This window comes from Paraburkholderia sp. 22098, from assembly GCF_052045935.1.
Taxonomy (GTDB): Bacteria; Pseudomonadota; Gammaproteobacteria; order Burkholderiales; family Burkholderiaceae; genus Paraburkholderia; species Paraburkholderia caledonica.
In genome coordinates this window covers 518,665-544,270 of sequence record NZ_JBQEPV010000004.1, presented here as the reverse complement: position 1 = coordinate 544,270, position 25,606 = coordinate 518,665, and the positions used below count along the sequence as shown (strand labels likewise).

Below are 25,606 nucleotides of genomic sequence, written 5' to 3'. Positions count from 1 at the left end.
CGACCAGCTTGGCGTACCCCGGCTCTCCTGACCTCAACTTCCCGAACCGCCCGGTGCGGACCCGCATGCCGGGTGGTGTGGCAGGGGTACGGCCTTATGGCCGTCCCCTATGCCGATTGCCGCCGCATGGGGCGGCAGGTGGACCGCGCGTTACTTCATCTGCACCGAGCCCGACACATTCACCGTTACCGTCGACGTGCCGCCTTCAATCGGCACAGGGGCCGACATCTTGGCGTCGGCGCCCATGGCGCGCGCGCTCATCATCATGACGGGCCGCGGCATGGCGCCGTTATGTCCGACGTTGACCTCGCGAATCGAATAACCGCTGTAGCCGAACGCCTGCGCGGACGAAGCCGCCTGCTCACGGAACGATTTGATTGCATCGCCAGTCAGCTTTTGTTCAGCAGCGCGCTGCGCCGCGGGCGACAGCGAGAACTGCACATTGCCGACCTGCATGATGGGCGCCATTTGCCCAGCAAGCTTCGACGCCGCGGCGAAGTCGTGCGACTCAAGCACGACCTCCGTGCGGCCGCGCCATGCGGAGATACGGCCATCGCGATCGGTAGACGGATAAATGGAGAACGAACCTGTGCGTGCGGTCACGCCACTCACGCCTTTGGCTTTTTGCAATGCCGAATCGGCACGCTGGTTCAGCGTTGAAGTAAGAGCCGACGGATCGCTCGCTTCCTGCTCGTAAAAGAGCGTGATTTCGACGACGTCTTGAGGCACTTCCGCGCTGGCCTGCGCGTTGAGCGACAGCACGCCGGCCGGTTGATAGGGCGCGACGCTCTGCGCGCGTGCCATAGCGGGCGTGAGCACGAGGGCTGCAGGCGCGGCGCAGACGAGCGCGAAAGCGAGTGCACGTGCGGTGTTTTTCATCTGTGTGGAACTCCTTGCTTGAACAGGATTGCGCACGATCCGGCAGGCGCGATGCAACGGCACGGCGCTGTGTGCGCCGTTGGTAGTCCGTTTGCAAGTGCGTTAGGCGCTTGTAACCTGAGCTTGGTTCCCCAATTTCACGGTGCGATGAGCAGCGGTGAGCGACATCGTTCGTGGCGCCGTTGCAGCAAGCATCGGCGAACTCAGGCGAGTCGCTTCGTGATGAAGCGCCACTCGGCTTCGGTGACCGGCGTGATGGACAGACGGTTGCCTCTCGCCAGCACGCGCATGTCTTTCAGCTCGTCGTGCTCGCGCAATGCGGCGAGCGGAATCAACGGAATCTTCTTCTTGAAGACCACGTCGACGAGCAGCCAGCGCGGCGCTTCCTGCGACGACTTAGGATCGTAGTAAGGACTCTTCTTGTCGAACTGAGTCGGGTCCGGGTAAGCGGTAGACGCTACCTCGGCGATCCCGGCGATGCCAGGCTCGGGACAACTCGAGTGATAGAACAGCACGCCGTCGCCGACCAGCATCGCGTCGCGCATGAAGTTGCGCGCCTGATAGTTGCGCACGCCGGTCCACGGCAACGTACGGTGCGGTGCGTTGGCAAGATGGTCGATGCTTGCTTCGTCCGGTTCGGACTTCATTAGCCAGTAGCGCATGAATCGAAAGGAACGTTAAGGTTGGAAAAGCCGGAGCCCAAACAAAAACGGCACCGGACAGTAGTCCGATGCCGTTCCAAATAAGGTCCCCGCCTTGGCCGCTAGGCCGGCATCCTGAACCGGGGGTTCAGAATTGGTCGCAGTTAGCAGCACTTCGGGTACATCAGACAGAGTGACGCGCACGCCCGTGCTACAAATTTCCGCAACCGTGCACATGGCATTGGTTCAAGGAATATATGACCTTGGCGAACCAGGCAGGGAAGCTAAACCGATGAAGCTAAAACCATTCAGGTGAAACGTTTGCCGAGTGTGCTCGTGCATGCTCTCACGCGCTTTGCTCAGCTGCTACGTGTGCCACCTGGTTGAATCTGCAGCCGACCCGAAGACCGGCCACTTCTACTTCCAGACACGTTGCAAACCTGCTGCTTACTGCATGGTGTACTGCTCGATCACAGTACCCAGTTGTTCGTTCATTTGATGCATTGTACGCCTGATTTCTTCAGCGGGAAATGCTTCTCCGTGACGCACGCTCGATTGCAGCTTAAGCAGTTCCGATGCCAGCGACAGCGCGGCCATGACAGCAATACGATCCGTGCCGCGCACGTTGCTGTTGTTGCGGATCTTCGACATTTCGGCGTCGACTCGTGCGACTGCTTCAAGCAGCGCGCCTTCCGTTTCCGGCGAGCAGGCGAGACGATAGGGCACGCCGAGAATCGATACTTCGATCTGCTTGGTGGTCATGCATTTTCTCCATGGCGAGTGGCGTCGCTCTCCGCTTCGACTTCATGCTGAGCGGGCTCGAGCAGATCGAGCTGGTTGTCCGGCTCGTTGTGCCCGCGAGCGCGCGGCAATTTTTCGAGGATCGCATTGAGCCGCACTTGAGCGTCGTCGATCTTGGCCGACAGCGCGTCGCGCTCCGCTTGCAGTGCATCGCGTTCCTCGCGAACCATGGCAAGTTCCGTGCGCGTGGCTTCTGCCTCGGCGCGCGACTGGGCGAGCTGCTCTTCAAGCGCAACTCGCGCTTCGTTGTGGCGCTGGCTGATCGCTATCAGCTTGCCGATATTCTGTGAGAGTGTTTCGAGTTCGGTGAGCATGTGCTGCGTCCTCTAAAGACCTCGCATTTTAGCGCGGAATGCCGCACGTTCCGACATTTGTCTCGTTTCGAGACGTAACAACACCGCTTTATGCAGGCTTTTTTCGACTGAAGATGAAAAAGTACTCGTGTGTCACAGATCGCGTCGGACAATACTCTGCTCCTGTCCGAATGATCGCTGTCGTGACCCGCATTCTTGACTGGCCCCGAGGCCGCTCATACACTGGCCGCACTCTGGTGCCCGCGCGCGCAATTCATTGCGCGTGCAGTTAAACGGGAAGCAGGGCGCGCCGTTCACCTGAACGCGCGAACCTGCGCTGCCCCCGCAACGGTAAGCGACCGCATTCGCTTTGCACTTCGTGCTTTGCAGTTCGCGTTTGCAGTTCGATCCCCATCGCGTGTTCCAGTTCAACATGCGAGTGTGCCACTGCGCGTCACGCGTGGGAAGGCGGGATCGAGCGTCGTCAGCCCGGATACCGGCCAGAGGGAGAGGCGCGCGCCCGCGAAATGAAGTCAAAAGCGCTCGCGCCTCGTTACGCGACGGCCTGCGGGGAAGCGGGCCGCGCACGCCATCCACGGGAAACTTCACTCATGCTGTCCCCTATCGCCCGCGCGGCGCTGCTCGCGTTTGCAGGGCTGCCGCAGCTCGCGCATGCGCAAGCCGCCGACAGTTCGCCTGCGCCGTCGGTTGCAGTCGCACCGGTCGCTACGAGCGCTGTATCCGTCGCCATCGCCGAATCATCACCTGCTGTTTTGTCGCCCGTCGTCGTCACCGCCGAGCGCGGACCTCAAGCGCTCGCCGACACGATTCCGCAAACGTCGCTATTCGATCAGCAGGACATTGCCGATACCACCGCAACCGATCTGCCGGGTCTGCTGCAACTCGCGCCCGGCGCGCAGATCTCGCGCACAGGTGGCCCCGGTTCGACAGCAAGCCTGTATCTGCGCGGCGCGTCGTCGACGCAATCGCTGATTCTCATCGACGGTGTGCGCGTCGATTCCGTGAGTCTCGGCACCGCGCAAATCGCGCAGATTCCGCTCGATCAGGTCGACCACGTCGAAGTAGTGAACGGCAACGTGTCGGCCTTGTATGGCTCGGGCGCGATCGGAGGCGTGGTCCAGGTGTTCACGAAAGACGGCGGCAATCATCCGCCGCGTTTCAATTTTTCCGTGGGCTACGGCAGCTACCACACGCAGACACAACAGGTAGGCGCGAACGGCGCGTTGGATATGGACGGCCGCACGACCTTCAACATCTCGCTCGCGCGTTCGAAGGACGACGGTTTTTCCGCGCTCAATCCTCGTGAGGCGCCGAATGCGAACCCCAATGCGAACGGCTATCTGAACGAGAGCATCTCCGCTTCGCTGCGCCATAAGTTCACCGACAACTGGGACGCGGGCGTCCGCTATCTGCAGTCGAACGGCAACAACAGCTACGACAATGCGTACGGCGAGCCGACCGATCTGAACAATCTGTACACGAAAGTGCGTCAGTTGTCCGCCTTCGCTAACGGCAAGCTAACCGACTGGTGGACCACGCACTTCATCGTTGCGCAAGGCGACGACCGCAGCGTGTCGAACACCAACGGTCTGTATAACGGCCGCTTCGACACCGACAATCGACAGTACACCTGGCAAAACGATTTCGCGCTGGCCGCGCAGCAGAAACTGCAGGTCGGCTACGAGCATCTGGACCAGAGTCTCGACTCCGATACGTTTGCCGCGCCCACTCGTCATGTCGACTCGGGCTTCGCCGGTTATACGGCACGCTTCGGGCGCAACCAGATACAGGCTAACCTGCGGCGCGACCAGTACTCCGATTTCGGCGGAGCGAACAGTTACTATCTCGGCTATGGCTTCGACATCACGTCGCGCTGGAAGCTAAGCGCAAGCTATTCCAGTTCGTTTCGCGCGCCGAGCTTCGACGATCTGTACTATCCGCTGAGCGGGAATCCGTCCATCCAGCCGGAGCGCAGTCATTCGATCGAAGCAGCGTTGCAGTACGCATCCAATGCGCTCGGTGTGATGCGTTTGAGTGCTTTCCAGACGCGTTATTCGAATCTGATCGACTATGAGCAGGTGACGCCGGGGATCTATCTGGCCGAAAACGTGGGCCATGCAAAAGTGCAAGGACTCGAAGGATCGTGGAGCGGCCATGTAGGTAAGACCGACGTGCGCGCGTCGGTGACGCTGCAAAACCCGGTCGACCTCGACAATGATACCGACCTCGTGCGGCGAGCGCGGCGTTTCGCGTCGCTGACGGTGAATCGCAGTATCGCAGGATGGCGCGTGGGCGGTGAGTGGATCGTGAGCGGTCCGCGCGAAGACAGCAGCGGCAAGCTCGGCGGCTACGGTGTCGTCAACCTGGCTGCCCGCTACAACGTCACGAAGGCATGGTACGTGGCCGCGCAAATCCAGAATGTGTTCAACAAGGACTATGAAACGGCCTACTCGTATAACTCGCCGCGGCGCGGTGCCTATGTCACGGTCGGCTGGCAGCAGCAGTGATGCCAGCGCCGTGCTGGGAACGCGCCGATGAGCCGTCATGAAGGTTCGATGCCCGCCACGCTTCACGCGATGACTGCGAAGCGCGCCGCCGCGATCTGGCTCGTGCTTGCTGTCGCTGCGCTTGCCGTATTGATGGCGTCGCTCGCATTGGGCAGTGTGTCGCTCGCGCCCGCGCGCGTGATCGAGGCGCTTTCGCCGCTGCATGCGGGCGCGTCTGACGCAAACTCCGCCGATCTCGCCGGCGAGATCGTGCGCACGCTGCGTTTGCCTCGCGCGCTGGCCGGTTTTGCTTGCGGCGCATTGCTCGCATTGGCTGGCGCGCTGCTGCAGGTGTTGTTGCGCAATCCGCTCGCTGAGCCATATGTATTAGGCGTATCGGGCGGCGCCGCAACTTTCGCGCTCGTCGCAATGATCGCCGGTTGCGCGTGGTGGCTCGTCGATGCGTCGGCATTCGCGGGCGCATTCGTGTCCATTCTCCTCGTGCTCGGCCTTGCACGTCGCGAGTTGTGGCGCGGCGAACCGCAGGACACGTCGCCGCGCCTGCTTCTGACTGGCGCCGTTATCGCGGCAGGCTGGGGCGCGCTCATTACCTTGCTGCTCAATCTTGCGCCGGACAATCGTTTGCGCGGCATGTTGTTCTGGCTGACCGGCGACCTCAATGGCAATGCGCTGCCGTGGACCGCGCTCGTCGCGCTGGTCGTCGTGCTGATTGCCATCGTGCCCGTTGCGCCGCGCCTGAATGTACTGTTGCGAGGCGACGCTGCCGCGCAGGCGTTGGGCGTTGCGGTCATGCCGTTGCGGTTGCGCGTGTATCTTGCGGCCTCGCTCGCCGCCGCAGCGGCTGTGACGACGGCGGGCACCATCGGCTTTGTCGGACTCGTGGTGCCGCATATGTTACGGCTCGCGTTCGGCAACGACCAACGTATGCTGCTGCCCGCCGCGGCTCTCGGCGGCGGGGTGGCGGTAATGGGCGCCGATCTGATCGCGCGCCTTGTGATCGCGCCGGCGCAACTGCCGGTCGGCGTGATCACGTCGATTATCGGCGTGCCGGTGTTTCTCTGGATGCTGCTGCGCGCCCGCCGATGATGCCCACTAACAACCTCTCGCAGCCCACGCTCAGCGCGCAACGCGTGAGCTTGCGTGCGGGCGCGCGCACGTTGCTCGATGCGTTCACGCATACGTTTTATCCGGGCGAGATCTGGTGCGTGGCCGGTCCGAACGGTGCCGGCAAGACGACACTCTTATCCACGCTCGCGGGTTTGCGTGAACCCTCGGCTGGCCACGTGGAACTCGACGGTGTGCGTATGTCCGCCTGGCACACGCGGCAACTCGCGCAGCGCCGCGCGTTAATGCCGCAAAGCGCGCCCGACGCATTCAGCGCGAGCGTGCTCGACATCGTGATGCTGAACCGCTTTCCGCATTTGACCGGCTGGGGTTGGGAGGGCGAGGGTGACCGCGAGGCCGCGCGTGCCGCGCTGGACTTGCTGGGGCTCACCGCACTAGCCGCGCGAGACGTGCTGTCGCTTTCCGGCGGCGAACGTCAGCGCGTGGCGCTCGCAGCGGTGCTGTGTCAGCAAGCGCCGCTCCTTCTGCTCGACGAACCTTTATCGCATCTGGACTTGCATCATCAGATCGAGTGCCTGGAAGCGCTCAGCGAATGGACGCGTGAGTCGGCGCGGACCCTGCTGTTTTCCTGTCACGACCTGAACCTCGCGCGCCGGTTCGCGACGCACGCGCTGCTGCTCGACGGTGAGGGCGCCGTCTACGCGGGGCGCGTGCACGAGGTACTGACGCCCGCGTTGACGAGCCGCGTATTCGGCTATCCGTTGATCCTGATTCGCGACGGCGAGCACGAGGCGCTCATTCCTGCGCCGCGCTCGCGTCACGAATCTGCTTCGAACCATGACACGTCGTCAAGCTAACGCTCAGAACCAAACATCTTTTATCTTCACGAAACTCATGACCTCTTCGCCACGCTTGTCCGGATTGCCCCAGGTAGAACCGCTCGAACAGACGTTAGGCAGCGAGCTTCAACACGTCATCGACACTAAGACGAAGCCGCCCGGCAGTCTCGGCCGGCTCGAAACGCTCGCGCGTCAGATGGGCCTGATTCAGTGCACTACGCATCCGGCTGTCCAGCGCCCCGCGCTGATCGTGTTCGCGGGCGACCACGGCATTGCGGCCGAAGGCGTCAGCCCGTATCCGCAAGCGGTGACCGCGCAAATGGTCGCGAATTTTCTCGCGGGCGGCGCGGCAGTCAATGCATTAAGCCGGGTCGCGGGCATCGAGCTCGAAGTGGTCAATGCGGGTATCGCGACGCCGTTGCCGCGCACCGATGGCCTTGTCGACATTCCAGTCGGCGCGGGCACGCGCAACTTTGCGCACGAACCTGCGATGACGCACGAGCAGGCGCTCACCGCGATGCAAGCCGGCGCGGCGCGCGTGCGGCATCACGCTGCGCTCGGCAGCAACGTGATCGGCTTCGGCGAAATGGGCATTGCCAACACATCGGCGGCGGCGTGTCTGATGAGCCGCATCTGCGGCGTGCCGATCGACGAATGCGTGGGCCGCGGCACCGGTCTGGACGACGCCGGGCTCGCAAAGAAGCGCAGCGTGCTTGCGGCGGCGCTCGCGCATCACGACGCATCCACGGCTCCTCTCGATGTGCTCGCAACCTTCGGTGGCTTCGAAATCGCGATGATGGCCGGCGCCTATCTTGCCGCCGCGCAAGCGCGCATGACGATTCTGGTCGACGGCTTCATCGCCAGTTCAGCGCTGTTGATTGCGGACGCAATTGCGCCCGACGTGCGTGAATATTGCGTGTTCGCGCATGCGTCGAACGAGGCAGGACATCTGCGCATGCTCGACTATTTCGGCGCGCAGCCGCTGCTATCGCTCGACATGCGGCTCGGCGAAGGCACCGGTGCGGCGCTTGCGGTGCCGTTGCTGCGTGCGGCATGCGCGTTCATCAACGAGATGGCGAGCTTCGAATCGGCCGGTGTAGCGAACCGCGAAGCGTGAACCGCGCCGCACTTCGCTTTTCAGTCAACGAGCACGCAAGCCATATATGAAACCGCTGGCCGAATTGCGCTACTTTTTCACGGCGCTGGGTTACTTCACACGTGTACCCGTGCCGCGCTGGGTCGGCTATGAACCGCACTATCTGAACGCGGCGGCGCGTTATTTTCCGCTCGTCGGCGTGCTGGTCGGCGGCATCAGCGCGCTTGTCTATCTCGCGGCGCTGCGTGTCTTTCCGGCGGGGGTTGCGGTGTTGTTGTCGATGGCGTCGTCGCTATTGATAACGGGCGCGTTCCACGAGGACGGCCTCGCCGATTGCGTCGATGCGTTCGGTGGCGCCTATACGCGCGACGATGCATTACGCATCATGCACGATTCGCGCATTGGCGCTTTTGGTGCGATTGCGCTTGTCGTCGCGCTTGTTCTCAAGTGGCAGACGCTCGCTTCGTTGCCGCCGCTGCGCGCCGCAAGTCTGATGGTTGCGGCTCATGCGGCGAGCCGCGCCTGTGCGATCAGCTATCTCTGCACGCTCGACTATGTGCGTGCCGAGGGCAAAGCGAAGCCGGTCGCGCAGCGCCTGAGCGGCACAGCACTGTTATGCGCCGCCGCATTCGGATTGCCGTGGCTGTTGTGGCCGGACGGACCTCGTGGATGGCTCGCGGCCGACTGGCGGTTCGCGGGCTCGGCGCTCGCGATGCTGGTCGCGTTGCGGTTCACAATGGGCCGCTATTTCGTGAAGCGCATTGGCGGCTACACCGGCGATTGTCTCGGCTTTGCGCAACAGATCTTTGAACTGGGCATCTATCTCCTAGGGCTCGCATGGATATCGTCATGATTCGCCATCCCGCCGTCGCACTCGACGCGGGCGTTTGCTATGGCCACAGCGATGTGGCGCTCGCCGAGGCGGCCGACGTGTCGTCCGCGGCACTTGCTTTAAGACTCGCAAGCTTGCAGGTGCCGGCGCCACGTGTCGTGATGTCGAGCCCGCTGACGCGCTGCTCGGCGCTCGCCGTCGAACTGGCGAACGACTTCGGCTGCGTGCTCAGCCATGACGATCGCCTGAAGGAAATGGATTTCGGCGATTGGGAAGAGCAGCGCTGGGACGCGATCGATCGCGAACTGCTCGACGACTGGGCGTCCAACTTCGAACATGCACGCGCGCATGGCGGCGAGAGCGTCGCGCAGTTCGTCATGCGGGTGCGCGCATGGTTCGACGCGTACGCGCAGACGCGCGAGTTGTCGCCGGCGTATGTGGTCACGCATGCGGGCGTGATGCGCGCGATTGCGTCGTTGGCGCTCGACGTGCCGCTCGAACGTTGCTTGCGATGGTCGCTGGAGACCGCCAACATCGTCTGGCTGCGCCGCGGCGACGAGAGCCAACAGTGGTCGCTCGTGAAGTGGAACGCGTGAGCCTGAGGGCCCATCGGCTCAGGCGTTAATGCACGTTAAGCCTGTTATTGCGCGTTTTGCCTGACGCGCGAGCGAGCGAGATCCAGGTCCTCGCACATCTGCTTCGCCCCTAGCGCGATGCGCGGCGCGGGGCGGTTGATGAGGTCGCCGTCGATCGAAAACAGATTGTTATTCGCTACCGCCGACAGACGCGGCCACGCGCGCCACGCGCCGAGTTGAGGCAAGGCCGTGTCGGGTTTCGTCGCACCGGGCGCTGCCGTGACGATCGCCTGCGGATTCGCCGCGAGCACGGCTTCGGTCGAAACGGTGGGCACGAGCGGTTGCAGTTTCGCGAACACGTTGCGTCCGCCGCATAGCTCGATCACGTCGCTGACCATATGCTCGCCGTTGAGCGTCATCAACGGTTGATCCCACACCTGATAAAACACGCTGACGGCTGGCCGGTCGGCGTACTGCGCGCGCAGGCGCGCAATGTCCCGACGATATGCGGCGGCGGCTGCATCCGCGGTAGACGAGGTGCCGAGCAATTCGCCGAGCTTCGTCAGCGAGACGGCGACATCGTCGAGATGATGCGGCTCGCTGAAGAACAGCGGTATGTGCAATTCGCGCAGACGATCCAGCTGGCGCTGTGCGTTACCGTGCCGCCACACCACGATAAGGTCCGGCTTCAACGCGACGATGCGTTCGAGATCGAGCGACTTGTTGTCACCCACGCGCGGCAGTTGCTGCGCCTGTGGCGGATAGTCGCTGTACGACACGGCACCTACTATCTTCGCGCCGCCGCCGGCCGCGTAGAGCAGTTCGGTGACGTGCGGCGCGAGGCTGATTACGCGTTGCGCGGGTGCGGGCAGCGTGAGCACGGCGCCCGTGTCGTCGGTCACGGCGATGCCCGCTTGCGCGCGCAACGCGATGGCGAGCAGCATGACGGCGAGAGCGGGGCGGAGCGATCGTGCAGACAAATTCATTGGGTCGAACGTCGAGTTTTGCGTTGGGTGGATCGATGCGCTGCCCTGCACTGCAATGCGACGTGGGCAGTTTGCGCGCGTCAACGGATCAGGCCGGTCGCGTTGCGTCGATCGTGTCGACTGCCGCGCGCAAGGTGTGGGCGAGGCGCGCCCATTCGTCTTCACTCGCGGGCAAACCGAAACGCACGCTGCCTGACGATGCGAAAAGTCGCGTCCACACGCCGCGCGTGGCCAATGCCTCGTGCAGGGCTGCGGCACGTGGATCGTCGGTCCAGGCGAAGAGCGGCGTGCTGCGGGTACGAATGCCATGACCTTGCAACAGATCGACGAGGCGCGCGCTGTCCGCTTCGAGCCGTGTGCGCATCTGCTGTTGCCAGGCGTGGTCCAACAGCGCCGCCCTCACGGCATGACGCGCGGGACCGCTGACGGTCCACGCGCCGAGCACGCGGCGCAAGCTGTCGAGCAGCGCGGGCGCGGCAAGCACGAAACCGGCGCGCACGCCCGCAAGTCCAAAAAACTTCCCCGGTGAACGCAACACGATCAGACCGTCGCGATCCGTAAAGGCCGCTAGCGAAGCGTCGGGCATCGTATCCGCAAAGGCTTCGTCGACGAGCAGGGTGCCGCCGCGCGCGCTCAATTGCGCGTGCCAGGCGAGCAGCTTCGAAGCGCTCAGATGCCCGGCGGTCGGATTATTCGGATTCACGACCGCCACATGCGTGAGCGAATCGGGCAGTACATCCCACGAAACATCGAGCGACACCACGCGATGTCCGCCCCGCTCGAATGCAGGCGCATATTCGCTGTAGGTGAGCGGCGCGACGCCGACTACCGCGCGCGGCAGCAACGCCGGCAACGTGCGAATCGCCGCCTGGCTGCCCGCTACCGGCAACACATGCGCCGCGTCCGATGCGCCGTAGTAGCGCGCGGCGCACTCGGCGAGGTCGTCGCCGTCATCGGGCAGGCGGCGCCAGGCGTCGGCGGGAACGGGCGGCACCGGATAGCCGTGCGGATTGATTCCCGTCGACAGATCGAGCCACTCCGGGTACGGAATGCGATAGCGCTCAGCCGCTTCGTGCAGATTGCCGCCGTGCACGATCGTTGCACCGGGTGACGCGCACGCAGCCGGCGCTTCACCAGCGTGCCCCGGCTCGATATGTTGAAGTGAGCGCAACTCGTCCATTCGTTCAGACATGCAAGGGCACGCTCAGCAAGGCCAGCACGATCAGCACCGCGAGCCACAAAATCACCGTACGCTCGACCAGCATGAGCGCGGCCGTTATGTGAGCGGCCTTCGCGGGATGCCCGAAGCCGAGCGTGGGCCGATGTTCGAGCGCGCCGTTATAGACCGCGGGACCGCCGATCAGCACGTTCAGACTGCCGGCGCCCGAGGCCATGACCGGCCCTGCGTTTGGACTGTCCCACCGCGGTGCCTGTTCGCGCCAGCAACGCCACGCGGTGCGCGTGTCGCCGAGCAGCGCATAGCTCGCGGCGGTGAGGCGTGCGGGAATCCAGTTGAGCACGTCGTCCAGTCGAGCGGCGGCCCAGCCGAAGCGCAGATAGCGCGGCGTGCGGTAACCCCACATCGCGTCGAGGGTGTTGGCGAGGCGAAATCCGAGCGCGCCCGGACCGCCCGCGATCGCGAACCAGAAGAGCGCGCCGAAGATCGCGTCATTGCCGTTTTCGAGTGCGGATTCGACGGCGGCGCGGGAAAGTGCGGCTTCGTCGGCATTGGCCGTTTCGCGCGAGACGATCCGCGCCGTCAGCAGGCGTGCTTCCGCGAGATCGCGATGCGCGAGCGCCCGCGCGATGGGCTCGATATGGTCGTGCAGGCTGCGGGCCCCGAGCGCGAACCACAGCAAGGCAACGTGCACTGCGCAGGCGGCGAAAAACGGCAGCACGGCGACGAGCCACCACGCCACCAGCACCGGCGGCAACACGGCAAGCGACCATGCGAGCAGCCCCTTGAGCCGCAAGCGCCGTCCGCGGTTGTAATGCGCTTCGAAACGCGCCGCCCATTTGCCGAAAGCCACCAGCGGATGCGCGCCGCGCGGTTCGCCGAACCAGCGGTCGACGGCCACGCCCGCGGTCGCGAGTGTCACGACAAGAGGAAGCGAGAGCATCACGCGCCGCCCGTGGTTTTGAGCGCGAGCGGCAGGCCCGCGACCATCATGGTGGCCTGCGTGGACAGCGCCGCGACGCGCTGATTCAGGCGCCCGAGTTCGTCGACATAAAGACGCGTTGCCGCGCCGAGCGGTACCACGCCGAGGCCGATTTCGTTGCTCACCGCGATGATCTTGCCGCGAGCGCCGGCAAGCGCGGCTTCCAGTTCTTCGATGCGGGCTTGATATTGATCAGGCGGTAGGCCTTCGCCATCGGCGGGACATAGTAGGTTCGCGAGCCATAGTGTCAGGCAGTCGATCAGCGTGCAATGCCCCGGCGCGTCGGCTTGCCTGATGGCGGCGGCGAGATCGACGTCTGCTTCCAGCAAACGCCACTGTGCGGGGCGCCGCGCGCGATGATGCGCGATGCGCGCGGTGAATTCGGCGTCGCCGGTCATGCGTGCCGTGGCGATGTAGGTCACGGGCAGCGCGCTTTGGGCGGCAAGCTGCTCGGCGTGCACGCTCTTGCCTGAGCGCGCGCCGCCGAGAACGAAGGTGAGGTCGCGGGAAATCATCGCGTGATTGTACCGGCGTGCAGCGCGGGCCGGCGCGATGGGATAATGCCGCTTCAATCGTCCTTTCCTTCGCCGAGTCCGACATTTCAGTGACCATCCATTCGATCTCGCATGACGCCGTACCCGTGCCGCGCGGCACGCTGATGATCCAGGGCACCACGTCCGATGCGGGCAAGAGTACGCTGGTCGCCGGTTTATGCCGGCTCGCGCGGCGGGCCGGTGTCCGGGTCGCGCCGTTCAAGCCGCAGAACATGGCGCTCAACAGCGCAGTGACCGTCGACGGCGGCGAGATCGGGCGCGCTCAGGCGCTGCAGGCGGTGGCCGCCGGCATCGCCGCGCATACCGATCTGAACCCCGTGCTACTCAAGCCCACGAGCGATCGCGGCGCGCAGGTGATCATCCACGGCAAGGCGCGCATGAATCTCGACGCCCGCGCCTATCACGAGTACAAACCCGTCGCTTTCGAAGCGGTACTTGCGTCCTACGCTCGGCTGCAAGCGGCGTACGACACGATTTTCGTGGAAGGCGCGGGCAGCCCGGCCGAGATCAATCTGCGCGAGCGGGATATCGCCAACATGGGTTTCGCCGAAGCCGTCGACTGTCCGGTCGTGCTGGTGGCGGACATCGACCGGGGCGGGGTTTTCGCGCATCTGACAGGGACGCTTGCGTGCCTGTCAGCGAGCGAGCAGGCGCGTGTGCGGGGTTTCATCATCAACCGCTTCCGAGGCGATATCGGACTGCTGAAGCCGGGTCTCGACTGGCTCGAGGCAAAGACCGGCAAGCCGGTGCTCGGTGTCGTCCCGTATCTGCATGGCCTCACGCTCGACGCCGAGGACATGCTGCCGCCCGAACTGCGCGCGGCGCAGCGCGGCGACGCCGCGCGCACGTTGCGGGTGGTCGTGCCGGTGCTGCCGCACATCAGCAACCACACGGATTTCGACGCACTGCGCGCGCATCCACAGGTCGATTTTCATTACGTGCGAAGCGGCACGCCGCCGCCCGCGGACCTCGTCATCCTCCCGGGTTCGAAGAACGTGCGCGGCGATCTGGCGTTTCTGCGTGCGCAGGGCTGGGACGCGGTGCTGCAACGGCACTTGCGCTACGGCGGGCGCGTGATCGGCATATGCGGCGGGATGCAGATGCTCGGGCGCGAGGTTGCCGATCCGTACGGCGTGGAGGGCGCGCCGGGAACGTCGGCGGGCCTTGGCTGGCTCGACTATTGGACAGTGCTGACGCGCGAGAAGACGCTGAAAAACGTGACCGGCCGCCTCGCGTTGCCGGGCTCGCCGGAGGTGGGCGGTTACGAGATTCATATGGGCGAGACGCAAGGACCGGCGCTGGAATCGCCGGCGCTGCGCCTGGGGCTGCCGGGCGAAGCGCGTCCCGACGGTGCGATTTCCGCGGATGGCCAGATCCTCGCGACATACGTGCACGGCCTCTTCGACACACCGGCTGCCTGCGCCGCGCTGTTGGCCTGGGCGGGACTGAGCGACGCAGACGCAATCGACTACCCCGCGTTGCGCGAAGCGTCGCTGGACCGGCTCGCCGACACGCTGGCTGAACACCTGGATCTGGCGAGCTTGATGGCTGCGGTGGCTTGACGGCCGGACTCGCCCGCGTCGCGATCGCGTTCTGCGAAGAACTATCGTGGAGAAGCGGACTTCGCGTCGCGCTGTTGGCGATGCCCTGCTGTCCTATCAATACAGCACGATCTGCGTGCAGCGGAACAAGGCGATCGTCTTGCCGTCGGGTCCGGTGACGGTCGCATCCCAAACCTGCGTGCTGCGGCCAAGGTGCACGCCTTTCGCCACCGCGCGGATCGTGCCTTCAGTCGCCGTGCCGAGAAAGTTGCTTTTGAGCTCGACTGTCGTGAAATTGCGTGCCGTTTCCGGCAGGTGGGCAAGACACGCATAGCCGCAAGCGGTGTCGGCGAGACCGATTACCGTGGCTGCGTGAAGAAAGCCGTTCGGCGCGAGCAGTTCTTCCCGCACGGTCAATTCCGCAGTTAGCGCGCCTTCGTCCAGCGACAGCACATGCACGCCCAGCAAGCCTGGCAGCTTGCCCTTCTGGCGTTCGTGCAGTCGTTCCACGGTGTATTCCGGCCGGAGTTTGCTCATTGGATTGGCTTCCTGGAAAGGTTAAATCGGTAATGCAAGGCGACCGATTAGCCGTTCGGGGGCTTCGGCCTCGCTGCATTTGTCGATATTATCAACGGCTGGATCGGCGCACGGACTCGAATCGGTGCAAGTCGGGGCGCCGACATGACAACAGGTACAAACCAAAAGCAGAAGGTTCAGGGCAGAATGCGGCGGACCGGCCGGCGTCGTCCTGGCTTCATTCCGGGAGTATTCATGACGGTAATCGTGGTGGCGAATCCGAAGGGCGGCGTGGGCAAAAGCACGCTGTCGACCAATCTGGCCGGCTATTTCGCCGCAACCGGCGAGTGGGTGGCGCTCGCCGATCTCGACAAGCAGCAGTCCGCGCATGCGTGGCTGTCGTTGCGGCCGGACACGCTGCCGGCTATCGAAACATGGGAAGTCAACCCCGAGACGCCCGCCAAACCGCCAAAGGGCCTAGAGCACGCGATCATCGACACCCCGGCGGGTTTGCACGGCAATCGCATGAATATCGCGCTGGATCTGGCCGACAAGGTGATCGTGCCGCTGCAGCCGTCGATGTTCGATATTCTGGCTACGCAGGAATTTCTGGAGCGTCTCGCGAAGGAAAAAGCCGTCAGGAAAGGTGCGATCGAGATTGGCGTGGTGGGGATGCGCGTCGATTCGCGCACGCGTTCGGCTGAGCAGTTGCACCGTTTCGTCGAGGGGCTGAAGCTGCCGGTGCTCGGTTACTTGCGCGACACGCAGAACTACGTGCAGCTGGCGGCCCACGGCCTCACTTTGTGGGACGTCGCCAAAAGCCGCGTGGAGAAGGATCTGGAGCAGTGGCAGCCGATCATCGAGTGGACGAATGGCGCCGGTAAGAAGGGGTGAGGGCGGGTCTTTGGGCGAGGCTTGCGCCGGCTTTAAAACGTTAGAACTGACGTGAGCGGACCCGAACTGCCCTGAGCACGGGAGCCAGCCGTAGCGATCAGGCGGAATTCCGCGCCATCAGCGCCCCCACCGCGAGGCAGCCTGTCCGCCCGCTTCGATAGGGCGTGGCGCCGAGCCGGGGGCGGCAACCCCCAGCCAAGCTGAGCTCCGTTACAAAGAACTCAGCGAGCGCGTCGCTCAATTCCAGGCCTGCGTTGGCACGTGATCGCGGCTGCCCTTGATCTTGTTGTTCTCGTCGACGAACACGAGGTCGGGCTTCCAGCCTGCCTTCAACTCCGCTTCGTCGACGACCGCGAAGGCCGCGATGATCACCAGGTCGCCCAGTTGCGCGCGCCGCGCGGCCGAGCCGTTCAACGAAATCATGCCGCTGCCGCGCTCGCCCTTGATCGCATAGGTCGAGAAGCGCTCACCATTGTTGATGTTCCAGATGTCGATCCGTTCGTTTTCGACGATGTTCGCCGCTTCGAGCAGGTCTTCGTCGATCGCGCACGAACCTTCGTAGTGCAGTTCGCAGTGCGTGACCGCGACGCGGTGAATCTTCGACTTCAGCATGTTGCGTTGCATAGTGTTCCAGACGGCTTCAGATTTCGAGGTTGTCGATAAGACGGGTCGCACCGAGCTTGGCGGCGGCCAGCACGACGAGTTCCGCGTTCGCGTCTTGCGGACCCGGCGGCAGCAGATTCGAGCGCTTGCGCACTGCGATGTAGTCAGGCTGCCAGCCGCGGGCGGTCAGCGACGCCATCGCCGCGCGCTCCAGCGCCGTGAAGTCGCGCTCGCCTGCGAGCACCGCGTCGCGCACGCGATTGAGCTCGGCGGCCAGCATCGGCGCCTCGGTGCGCTCGTCCGGCTGCAAATAGCGGTTGCGCGAGCTGAGCGCAAGACCGTCGGTATCGCGCACCGTCTCAGCCGCGATGATGTCGGTCGGCACCGCGAACTGCTGGCACATGCGGCGCACGATCATCAACTGCTGGTAGTCCTTCTTGCCGAACACCGCCACGCGCGGCTGCACGCACGACATCAGTTTCATCACCACGGTGCACACGCCCTGGAAAAAGCCCGGCCGGAATTCGCCTTCGAGAATGTCGCCCAGATCGTGCGGCGGGTGTACCCGGTATTCCTGCGGCTCGGGATAAAGGTCGCGCTCTGTCGGCGCGAAAAGCACGTAGACGTTTTCTTTCTGCAGCTTTTCGATGTCCGCTTCCATCGTGCGCGGATATTTGTCGAAATCCTCGTTCGGCCCGAACTGCAGACGATTGACGAAGATGCTCGCCACCACCGGATCGCCGTGCTGGCGCGCGAGGCGCATCAGCGACAGATGGCCCTCGTGCAGATTGCCCATGGTCGGCACAAAGGCAGTGCGATTCTGGCCGCGCAACTGGTCGCGCAATTCATGGATCGAGCTGATGACTTTCATGATCGGACAGGGATTCCTCGCGCGGCGCGAGACTGGGTTGACGCAAAGGCCTCAGGCGATTGCGCGGCCCGCCGCCTCACTGGTAATGACAGGTTCGGAGCGCGGGATTGTAGTGGATTTGGCCGCCGGACGCACCGAAACGAGGCCTGATCGGCCGTTTTCTGGAGCATGAAGCTCGGCCCGCTGCGCCGCAACCGGTTTTCGCTTCAGGCCGGCAAATAGGCGAGGCGCACGTAGATAGGTGCGAACGGCTCGGCCTGAGTAATTTCGACGAGAGATTCGCGGCACAACTCGAGCATCGCGATGAAGTTGACCACCACAACCGGGACACCCTTGCTGGTATCGAACAGATCGGAAAATTCGACGAAGCGCGCGTTCTGCAGTTGCCGCAGGATCGAACTCATATGCTCGCGCACAGACAGTTCTTCACGCGAAATCTTGTGATGCTGGACGAGCTTCGCACGCTTGATCACGTCAGCCCAGGCGGCGCGCAGGTCCTCGCTGTTCACGTCGGGAAAACGCGGCGTGATGCTTTGCTCGATGTAGACCTCGGCGCGCAGGAAGTCGCGCCCGAGTTGCGGCAACTGGTCGATGCGCTGCGCGGCGAGCTTCATCTGCTCGTATTCGAGCAGGCGCCGCACCAGTTCCGCGCGCGGGTCTTCGGCTTCCTCGCCGCTGTCGGCTTTCTTGACGGGCAGCAGCATGCGCGACTTGATCTCGATCAGCATGGCGGCCATCAGCAGATATTCGGACGCGAGTTCGAGATTGGTCTGGCGCAACTGGTCGACATAGCCGAGGTATTGCACCGTGACATCCGCCATGGGAATGTCGAGTACGTTGAAGTTCTGCTTGCGGATCAGGTACAGCAACAGATCCAGCGGGCCCTCGAACGTTTCGAGGAACACTTCGAGCGCGTCCGGCGGGATATACAGGTCGGTCGGCAGCTTGAAGAGCGGCTCGCCGTATAGGCGCGCGAAAGCAATGCCGTCGACCGTGTCGGGCGTCGAATCGGTGGCGGGCGTGGCTAGCGCGGCGTCGGACGGAGCCGGCGGCGCGCCGTGTGCCTCGTCGGCGGGATTCATTGGTTGCGGGGAGCCGCTCAGAAGTTCTGGTAGTACGAGTAAGGCGTCTGTTCGACGCGCGAAGCTTTCTGCTCGGCGCGCTCTTCCAGGTCGATCGGCTGCTTGTCCCACAGCAAGGCCCGGCCGCGACGTTGCTCGGCTTCCAGGTTGGGCTTCTGCTGCTTGAGCTGGTTCAGGAACTGGGTGATGTCCGATTGATACATGGCTCGACGTCCGTGGTTGGGGCGTGGTTGGGCAAATGGCGGCTTCGCCGCGGTGGTCTTCGCGCGGCTGCCGCTGCTATTCCGCAATTTTAGCGCATGCGCCGCGCGCGGTCGAAAAAGCGAGCCGGCGGCTGACGCATCGTCTGCGAATGCGTCTGGCGCGGATCGCCGGAACCCGCGCGCCGTACCGCGCGTCAAAGGCGGGCGCGTGCGCCTCGTGCCATGCCCCGCGCGGGCGTTGGCGGGCGCGTTTAGAGATAGCGCGGCGCCGCCGATGTGGTCAAATAGCGAGCTTCGGCGGCACTGCGCCCGAACGACAAAATTCATCAACCATGGCCGGAGGTCCTGTTTGGCGGGGTGTGCGATCCAACAGCCGCGCGGGCGGCGCAGCAAAGCCGGCGGGGGCCGCGGCGTTACTACGTCAATGCGTACGCCAATGCCCACGCCAATGTGGCGCTGGCTGCGCGCGTGGCTCGCCCTCGGCATCCTGATGCTGACGCTGGCTGGCGGTCCCGCATACGCGGCGCGCGCGGCGGCGAGCTACAAGGTCGATGTCGAAGCATCGCCGCGCTCGCTGCGCAAGCTGCTGGAAGAACACCTGGACGTTGCGCGGTTCGCGAAGCGTCCCGACATCAGCGACGACCAGTTCGAGTTTCTGATCACGGCCACGCCCCAGCAGGTGCGCGATCTGGCCGCCACGCAAGGCTACTTCACACCGATCGTGCGCACGGACGTGCGTACTGTCGAGAAAACCAGGCATGTGACCGTCAACGTCGATCCCGGCCCGCAAACGGTCATTACCTCCATTTCCCTGTCGTTCCGCGGCCCGGTGCTGACTGAGGACCCGGCGCAGGAAAACGCCGCGCGCTTTGCATTTTCGCTGCACGAGGGCGACCCGTTTTCGCAGGCGGGCTGGGACGACGCGAAGAACGCGTCGCTGAAGGCGTTGCAGGCGCGCCGCTATCTGGGCGCGAAGATCTATCACGCCGAGGCGCGCGTCGATCCACGTACGCACGAGGCCACGCTGTCCGTCGCGTATGAAAGTGGGCCCACCTTCACAATGGGCAAGCTGGACGTGTCGGGCACACGGCGTTATCCGGAACAGATCGTCGAGAATGTGAATCCGATTTCGGTGGGCGACGTCTACGACGTGCAGCGCATTACCGAATTGCAGCGGCAGTTGCAAAACACGCCGTATTACGCGAGCGTCGCGATCGACGTGGACAGCGATCCGGCGAAGCCGGTCGAAACGCCGCTGCATGTGAAGGTATCGGAGTATCCGTACAACAGCATTCGCGGCGGCGTCGGCTATTCGACCGACAACGGCGCGCTGGTGCAGGGCGCGTACTCGTATCTGAATACGTTCGGCAAGGCGTGGCCGTTCACCATCGACGGCCGGGTCGATCAGGTCCAGCAGTACGGCCAGGTTCAACTTGCCATGCCGCCGGGACATCGGGGGTGGACCAATAGTGTGCTGGCGTCCTACACGACCACGGACGTTTCCGACACGCGTATCTACAGCATTCGCGGTGGTGTGCAGCGTACTCGCACTTCGCAGTTCATCGACTACACGTATGCGATCCTGTTCTATCAGGACCGGCTCGACCAGAACGTGGGCGAGCCGACCACGAGCCGCGCGCTGGTGCCGTCGTGGTCGTGGACCCGGCGTAATACCGACGACCCGCTGTTCCCGCGCAAGGGCAACCTGATCCACGTCGAGGCCGGTTTCGCGGTAAAGGGTGTGCTCACCGACCAGACGTTCATCCGCGGCTACGCGCGTGGCCAGCAGTACCTGCCGATCGGCAAGGAAGACCTCATGGTGTTTCGCGCGGAGCTCGGCGGCGTATTCACGAGCGGCAGTTCGAGCGGCATTCCGGCTTCGCTGCTGTTTCGTGCGGGCGGTTCGAACTCGGTGCGCGGCTATTCCTACCAGAGCATTGGTAACAACGTTCAGGGTTCGGTATTGCCGACTAAATATCTGGTGACGGCATCGGCGGAATACCAGCACTGGTTCACGCACGACTGGGGTGCGGCGGCCTTCTTCGACGTCGGCACAGCGACCGACACCTGGGGCGAGAAAACTTTTTTCCCGGGCGTGGGCGTCGGCGCGCGCTGGCGCAGCCCGGTGGGCCCGGTCAATGTCGACGTGGCATACGGCATCCGCAACAGAAGTGTGCGGCCCTATCTGACGCTCGGTATCGCCTTCTGATGCGCACCTCCTTGTACACGAACCACGCATGACGACGGACGTTTCCGCCCAACCTCCCGTGCAGCCGCCCGGCAACCCGCCGCCGGGCGCTGAACCGCCCGGACCGCCGGAACCGCCGCCGGCGAAGCGCCGCCGCGCCGGCCGCCTGTTGTTGAAAACGCTCGCCGCGCTGGTCGTGGTGCTGGTGTTGCTCGTCGCGTTGGCGCTGGGCCTGCTGTACGGCGCGCTCACCACCGAACGCGGCACCGCCTATGCATGGCAGGCGGCGGTCAAGTTGCTGGGCGGCAAGCTGAGCGGCACGCTGGAAAGCGGAGCGCTCGCGAACGGCGTGCGGCTGCGCGAAGTGCGCTGGCGCGCGCTGGACGGCAGCGGCACGGACATCCAGATCGACCGTATGTCGGGCCGTTGGGCGCTCATGCGCGAGCCGTGGCGTTTCACGATCGACTATCTGCATGTGGGTACCGTGGACGCGCGCATCGGCGCCTCGTCGTCGAGCAGCAGCGAGCCGCTGAAGCTCCCGCAAGATCTCCGCTTGCCGATGCAGCTGGAAATCCGCGACGTGCAAGTGGACAAGCTGTTGTTGCACCAGGGCACGTCGACAACCGAGTTTTCGCACTTCGCTTTCCATGGACGCAGCGACGGCCGTCACCACGAGGCCGCTGTCGAGCGGCTCGATACGCCGTTCGGCGCGGTGACGGCGTCTGCAAAGCTCGACGGCGTGCGGCCGTTTCCACTGACCGGCGACGTGGGTTATTCGGGCAAGGTCAACGAAGAAGCCGTGCAGGTGGGCGGGCATCTGAGCGGCACGCTGGCCAATCTCGTCGCCGAGCTCGACGCGAGCGGGATGAAGCTCGCCGGTCACGCGCAAGTCGAGGCGACGCCGTTCGGCGAGGTGCCGCTCAAGCGCGCAACTTTGACGTTCGACCACGTCAATCCGCAGGCTTTTGCACCGGGCGCGCCGCTCGCCGATCTTGCGGTGAGGGCGGAGTTGCAGCCGGTGGGGCAGGAGGCGGGCGCGGTCGGGGCGAGCGCGGCTAGTGAGGCCAGTGGGACCAGTGGGACCAGTGGGACCAGTGGGGCCAGCGTAACGACTTCGCTGAACTCCGCACAAGGCGCAACCGCAGGACATTCCACGAGCGCCAGCCAGCCGCACACGGGCGGCAAGAGCGCCGGCGGTTTCGCAGTGGCGGGCCATATCTCGATTGTCAACGCACGTCCCGGCGCGATCGATCAGCACCTGCTGCCGCTCATCGACGCCAACGCCGACGTGCGCCTCGACGCCAGCGCGCAGCGCATTTCGAATCTCGCCGTGCGCCTCGTGAAGAGCGCCACGCTGACCGGCAGCGGCGCGCTGAGCGGCAAGCGCGGCCAGTTCGATCTGCAGGTCGCCGGTCTCGACCTGAACGCGCTTCAGGCGACGGTGCGGCCCACGCAGCTCTCCGGCCCGATCGCTATTAGGCTCAACGACGATATCCAAACCGTCACGCTCGATCTGGCCGATCCCAAAGCGGCGCTGCGCGCGCAGGGCAAGCTGACCATGGACCCCGCGCGGCTCAGCTTCAACGACGTGCGTATCACGTCGGGCAAAGGCCGCATCGATCTGTCCGGCGCCCTCAAGCACGACGCGAATTCCAGCTATAACCTGAAGGCGCAACTCACCGATTTCGATCCGTTGACGCTGGCCTCGCAAATGCCGTCTCGCGCGCCAGTCAATGGACCTGTTGTGCCGCAGAGCGAGGCGAAGGGCCGGCTGTCCGCGCAGGCCGCGGCGCAAGCCGGCAGCACGGCCGGCGCCAAAAGCGCAGCTCCGGCCGACAAGGCTGCGGCGGTCGTGAAGAACACCGGCAAGGCCGTCGTCAAGAAAGAGGTGATCGAGCGCAAGACACCCGCGCGGAAGCGCGCCGCGCCGCCAGCGCACAAGATCGAGGCGAAAGTCAACGGCACGCTGACCGCGACCGGCATGCTCGCGCCCGTTTTCACCACCAAAGCCGAGTTCAAGCTGGGACCAAGCGTCTACGACGGCCTGCCGCTGACCGGCGGCGGCACGGTGCAACTTGCGGGCTCGCGGATCTTGCCCAGCCGTGCGAACCTTTCGGTGGCGGGCAACCAGGTCGATCTGCAAGGGAGCTTCGGCGCACGCGGCGACCGCTTGCGCTTTCATATCGACGCACCGGCGCTCGAGCGCCTCGGCTTCGGCCTCGCCGGGCTCGTCGCCGCCGACGGCGACCTTACCGGCTCGTTCGAGCATCCGAACGTGGTACTGAACTACAAGGCAGACAGCGTCGTGTTGAGCAGCAACCGTATCGGTCATGCAGAAGGTCACGCCGAACTGCGCGACGGCGCGAACGGCGCGCTCGTCTTCACGACAGACGCGCGCAACGTGAGCGCTGGCGGCGTCGATCTCGCCACGCTCACCGCGCGTCTGACCGGCACGCGCGCCAGTCACTCGCTCGAAGCCGCAGCCACCGGCAAGCTGCAGGACCGCCCTCTGGATCTGACGCTGGCGGCCAACGGCAAGCTCACCGAGGCGCGCGCCGGCACGCGCTGGGACGGCACGGTGACGCGTCTGCAGAACCGCGGCACGCCCGCGTTGAATCTCGAGTCGCCGCTTGCCGTGAGCGCCGGGCCGCGCCGCCTGACGCTCGGCGCGACACGGCTCACGCTCGAAGGCGCGGTGTTGAGCCTGAAGTCGTTCTCTTTCGACCACGGCAAGGCTCAGTCGGCGGGAAGCCTGACTGGCATTTCCGTGGCGCGGCTGCAGGACTTGCGGCGCGAGATCACCGGCACGCCGCCAGCCGTCAAGACCGATCTGATATTCGACGGCGACTGGGACTTCGCGCTCGGCACCACGGCAAGCGGCCATATCCAGTTGCGACGCCGCAGCGGCGACGTCACCGTCGAGATTGGCCGCGGGCTGGCGTCGCTCGGTATTTCCGATATCGCCGCGCGCGCCGAGTTCAGCGGCGGCAATCGTCTGAACGCGACGGTGCATGCGCAGGCGAGCCGCATCGGCGTGATCGACGCCGACGCGCACACCACGCTGGTTGAGCGCGACGGCTTCCTGAGCGTCAACGAAGAGGGCGCGCTTACCGGCAATGTCAACGCCAATGTGCCGTCGCTGAAAACGACCGGCGGGCTGTTCGGGCCGAGCTATCTGCTCGACGGCCACCTCGCGTTGAAGCTTGCGCTTGGCGGCACCGTCGCCAAGCCTAACCTGACGGGTTCGCTGCTCGGTGACGGGCTTTCCGCCACGCTTGTCGACCAGGGCGTGCAGTTGAAGGACGGCGTCGTTCGGGTCGCGCTGTCGCACAACCTCGTCGACTTCGAGCAGGTCGAATTCCACGGCGCGAGCGGGACGTTGCGCGCAACCGGCCGGGTGCGTCTGGACGGAGCGGAGCCCGACCTGACTGCGAGCATCGTCGCGGACAAACTCGAACTCTTTGCGGCGCCGGATCGTAATCTGTCGCTGACGGGCAGCGCGAGCGTCGCCAACGCGGGCGCGCAGGGCGGCATGGCGATCAACGGCAAGTTTACCGTCGACCACGCGCTGTTCGACCTGCCGGAGCAATCCGCGCCCAAGCTCGGCGACGACGTGGTGGTCGTACGCCCGGACGGCACGGTGGCCGGAGAGCGGCCGCGACCGGTGCCGGGCAGCAATAAGCCGGTCGGTCCATTTGCTCCGCGTGCGAACATCGACATCAACCTGGGCAACAACTTCCGGTTTCGCGGACAAGGGGCCGACCTCGGCCTGACCGGCACTATCACGGCGATGAGCGCGCCGAACCTGCCGCTGCGCGCGGTCGGCAACGTGCGCGTGACGCAGGGCTCCACGTACACCGCGTTCGGCCGCAAGCTCAATATCGAGAACGGCTTCTTCACGTTCAACGGACCGGTCGCCAACCCCGGCATCAACATTCTGGCGATGCGCCGCAATCAGCAGGTGGAAGCGGGCGTCTCGGTCACGGGCACCGTGAACTTCCCGGTCGCGAAGCTCGTGTCAGAGCCGAACGTGCCCGATAACGAAAAGCTCTCGTGGCTGCTCTTTGGCCATGGCACGGATCAGGGCAACAACCTCGGCCAGCAGAGCACGATGACGACCGCGCTCGCGTTGCTCGGCAGTGCGAGCGGCAAGCGGATCGCGCAGACTTTCGGTCTCGACGAGTTTTCGATTGGCCGCAGCGAAGTCGGATTGACCGACCCGCAGGTCGTGATGGTGTCGAAGGCGATCAACGAATGGCTCGTGATCGGCTATGAGCAGGGGCTGCAGTCGGCAAGCAACGCGGTCAAGGCGACCGTCAACCTGACGCGCTACTGGTCCGTCGCGGCCTATGGCGGCACATTCGACGGGATCGAGCTGCTATACACGCGGCGCTACGACCGCATCAAGTGGTGATCTGCTTCTGGCCACTCTTGCTGTCTTGAGGAGCGCAATGCGCCGC

23 protein-coding genes, 1 other RNA gene and 1 riboswitch are annotated in these 25,606 nt (G+C 64.6%); of the genes, 10 read left to right on the top strand and 14 right to left on the bottom strand.

Going from position 1 to position 25,606, the window contains the following annotated elements; translation table 11 throughout:
- Nucleotides 1–150: 150 nt before the first annotated feature.
- The 5 genes from ACTJLB_RS11685 to ACTJLB_RS11665 form a co-directional block, all read right to left on the bottom strand.
- Nucleotides 151–879 carry an SIMPL domain-containing protein gene (locus tag ACTJLB_RS11685; RefSeq protein ID WP_027775695.1) on the bottom strand — a complete coding sequence of 243 codons (729 nt, stop codon included), beginning with the start codon at nt 877–879 and terminating at the stop codon, nt 151–153.
- Between the two features lie 203 nt (nt 880–1,082).
- Complete coding sequence (locus tag ACTJLB_RS11680) at nt 1,083–1,541, bottom strand: EVE domain-containing protein (protein WP_440783328.1); 459 nt, start codon at nt 1,539–1,541, stop codon at nt 1,083–1,085.
- Nucleotides 1,542–1,623: 82 nt separating this feature from the next.
- Nucleotides 1,624–1,805, bottom strand: a non-coding RNA gene (ssrS, locus tag ACTJLB_RS11675) — 6S RNA.
- 162 nt (nt 1,806–1,967) lie between these two features.
- Nucleotides 1,968–2,282, bottom strand: coding sequence for a cell division protein ZapA (locus ACTJLB_RS11670; RefSeq protein WP_020065163.1), 315 nt, complete (start codon nt 2,280–2,282; stop codon nt 1,968–1,970).
- Nucleotides 2,279–2,635, bottom strand: coding sequence for an ATPase (locus tag ACTJLB_RS11665; protein ID WP_027775693.1), 357 nt, complete (start codon nt 2,633–2,635; stop codon nt 2,279–2,281). Before ACTJLB_RS11665 ends, ACTJLB_RS11670 begins: the two co-directional genes overlap by 4 nt.
- 217 nt (nt 2,636–2,852) lie before the next feature.
- Nucleotides 2,853–3,133: riboswitch (cobalamin riboswitch) on the top strand.
- Between the two features lie 92 nt (nt 3,134–3,225).
- Here ACTJLB_RS11665 and ACTJLB_RS11660 point away from each other — a divergent pair.
- Genes ACTJLB_RS11660 through cobC form a run of 6 tightly spaced genes read left to right on the top strand, consistent with a single transcriptional unit; the run spans nt 3,226 to nt 9,570 of the window.
- A complete protein-coding gene (locus ACTJLB_RS11660) occupies nt 3,226–5,142 on the top strand; it encodes a TonB-dependent receptor domain-containing protein (protein WP_440783327.1) in 1,917 nt (638 codons plus the stop codon).
- A 27-nt stretch (nt 5,143–5,169) separates the two neighbouring features.
- The gene (locus ACTJLB_RS11655; protein WP_204520385.1) at nt 5,170–6,228 is read left to right on the top strand and encodes a FecCD family ABC transporter permease; all 1,059 of its coding nucleotides are present in this window, start codon (nt 5,170–5,172) and stop codon (nt 6,226–6,228) included.
- A complete protein-coding gene (locus ACTJLB_RS11650; RefSeq protein WP_408423601.1) occupies nt 6,225–7,064 on the top strand; it encodes an ABC transporter ATP-binding protein in 840 nt (279 codons plus the stop codon). The genes ACTJLB_RS11655 and ACTJLB_RS11650 overlap by 4 nt, the downstream gene beginning before the upstream one ends.
- Nucleotides 7,065–7,101: 37 nt before the next feature.
- On the top strand, nt 7,102–8,163 hold the full coding sequence (gene cobT / locus ACTJLB_RS11645) for a nicotinate-nucleotide--dimethylbenzimidazole phosphoribosyltransferase (protein ID WP_408423598.1): 1,062 nt from the start codon (nt 7,102–7,104) through the stop codon (nt 8,161–8,163).
- 46 nt (nt 8,164–8,209) lie between these two features.
- Nucleotides 8,210–8,995, top strand: coding sequence for an adenosylcobinamide-GDP ribazoletransferase (locus ACTJLB_RS11640; RefSeq protein ID WP_020065169.1), 786 nt, complete (start codon nt 8,210–8,212; stop codon nt 8,993–8,995).
- Nucleotides 8,980–9,570: an alpha-ribazole phosphatase gene (gene cobC, locus ACTJLB_RS11635; protein WP_027804176.1), complete on the top strand. Its 591-nt coding sequence runs from the start codon at nt 8,980–8,982 to the stop codon at nt 9,568–9,570. The genes ACTJLB_RS11640 and cobC overlap by 16 nt, the downstream gene beginning before the upstream one ends.
- Nucleotides 9,571–9,614: 44 nt before the next feature.
- Here cobC and ACTJLB_RS11630 read toward each other — a convergent pair whose 3' ends face one another.
- The 4 genes from ACTJLB_RS11630 to cobU form a co-directional block, all read right to left on the bottom strand.
- Nucleotides 9,615–10,493, bottom strand: a complete 879-nt coding sequence (locus ACTJLB_RS11630; protein WP_408423595.1) for a cobalamin-binding protein — start codon at nt 10,491–10,493, stop codon at nt 9,615–9,617.
- Between the two features lie 130 nt (nt 10,494–10,623).
- The gene (gene cobD, locus ACTJLB_RS11625) at nt 10,624–11,727 is read right to left on the bottom strand and encodes a threonine-phosphate decarboxylase CobD (protein ID WP_440783326.1); all 1,104 of its coding nucleotides are present in this window, start codon (nt 11,725–11,727) and stop codon (nt 10,624–10,626) included.
- Nucleotides 11,720–12,655, bottom strand: a complete 936-nt coding sequence (cbiB, locus tag ACTJLB_RS11620) for an adenosylcobinamide-phosphate synthase CbiB (protein ID WP_020065173.1) — start codon at nt 12,653–12,655, stop codon at nt 11,720–11,722. The genes cobD and cbiB overlap by 8 nt, the downstream gene beginning before the upstream one ends.
- On the bottom strand, nt 12,655–13,209 hold the full coding sequence (gene cobU, locus ACTJLB_RS11615; protein WP_408486084.1) for a bifunctional adenosylcobinamide kinase/adenosylcobinamide-phosphate guanylyltransferase: 555 nt from the start codon (nt 13,207–13,209) through the stop codon (nt 12,655–12,657). Before cobU ends, cbiB begins: the two co-directional genes overlap by 1 nt.
- A 143-nt stretch (nt 13,210–13,352) precedes the next feature.
- Here cobU and ACTJLB_RS11610 point away from each other — a divergent pair, with 143 nt between their 5' ends.
- Nucleotides 13,353–14,810, top strand: coding sequence for a cobyric acid synthase (locus ACTJLB_RS11610; protein WP_440783342.1), 1,458 nt, complete (start codon nt 13,353–13,355; stop codon nt 14,808–14,810).
- Between the two features lie 96 nt (nt 14,811–14,906).
- On the opposite strand, the gene ACTJLB_RS11605 is transcribed toward ACTJLB_RS11610, so the two are convergent.
- Nucleotides 14,907–15,326, bottom strand: coding sequence for a PaaI family thioesterase (locus ACTJLB_RS11605; protein ID WP_088172956.1), 420 nt, complete (start codon nt 15,324–15,326; stop codon nt 14,907–14,909).
- A 234-nt stretch (nt 15,327–15,560) separates the two neighbouring features.
- On the opposite strand from ACTJLB_RS11605, the gene ACTJLB_RS11600 reads away from it, so the two are divergent.
- Nucleotides 15,561–16,199, top strand: a complete 639-nt coding sequence (locus tag ACTJLB_RS11600) for a ParA family protein (RefSeq protein ID WP_020065177.1) — start codon at nt 15,561–15,563, stop codon at nt 16,197–16,199.
- A 237-nt stretch (nt 16,200–16,436) separates the two neighbouring features.
- On the opposite strand, the gene panD is transcribed toward ACTJLB_RS11600, so the two are convergent.
- The 4 genes from panD to ACTJLB_RS11580 all read right to left on the bottom strand — a co-directional run bounded on the left by panD (nt 16,437) and on the right by ACTJLB_RS11580 (nt 18,958).
- Nucleotides 16,437–16,823: an aspartate 1-decarboxylase gene (gene panD, locus ACTJLB_RS11595; protein WP_008924033.1), complete on the bottom strand. Its 387-nt coding sequence runs from the start codon at nt 16,821–16,823 to the stop codon at nt 16,437–16,439.
- A gap of 16 nt (nt 16,824–16,839) precedes the next feature.
- Nucleotides 16,840–17,673, bottom strand: a complete 834-nt coding sequence (gene panC, locus ACTJLB_RS11590; RefSeq protein WP_087751364.1) for a pantoate--beta-alanine ligase — start codon at nt 17,671–17,673, stop codon at nt 16,840–16,842.
- A gap of 206 nt (nt 17,674–17,879) precedes the next feature.
- Complete coding sequence (locus ACTJLB_RS11585) at nt 17,880–18,755, bottom strand: segregation and condensation protein A (protein ID WP_020065179.1); 876 nt, start codon at nt 18,753–18,755, stop codon at nt 17,880–17,882.
- Nucleotides 18,756–18,772: 17 nt separating this feature from the next.
- Nucleotides 18,773–18,958 (bottom strand): DUF3460 family protein, encoded by a 186-nt coding sequence (locus tag ACTJLB_RS11580; protein WP_007175923.1) that lies wholly within the window; start codon nt 18,956–18,958, stop codon nt 18,773–18,775.
- Between the two features lie 436 nt (nt 18,959–19,394).
- Here ACTJLB_RS11580 and ACTJLB_RS11575 point away from each other — a divergent pair, with 436 nt between their 5' ends.
- Both ACTJLB_RS11575 and ACTJLB_RS11570 read left to right on the top strand, forming a co-directional pair.
- Nucleotides 19,395–21,167: an autotransporter assembly complex protein TamA gene (locus ACTJLB_RS11575; RefSeq protein ID WP_440783324.1), complete on the top strand. Its 1,773-nt coding sequence runs from the start codon at nt 19,395–19,397 to the stop codon at nt 21,165–21,167.
- Between the two features lie 28 nt (nt 21,168–21,195).
- Nucleotides 21,196–25,560, top strand: coding sequence for a translocation/assembly module TamB domain-containing protein (locus tag ACTJLB_RS11570; RefSeq protein ID WP_440783323.1), 4,365 nt, complete (start codon nt 21,196–21,198; stop codon nt 25,558–25,560).
- Nucleotides 25,561–25,606 lie beyond the last annotated feature (46 nt).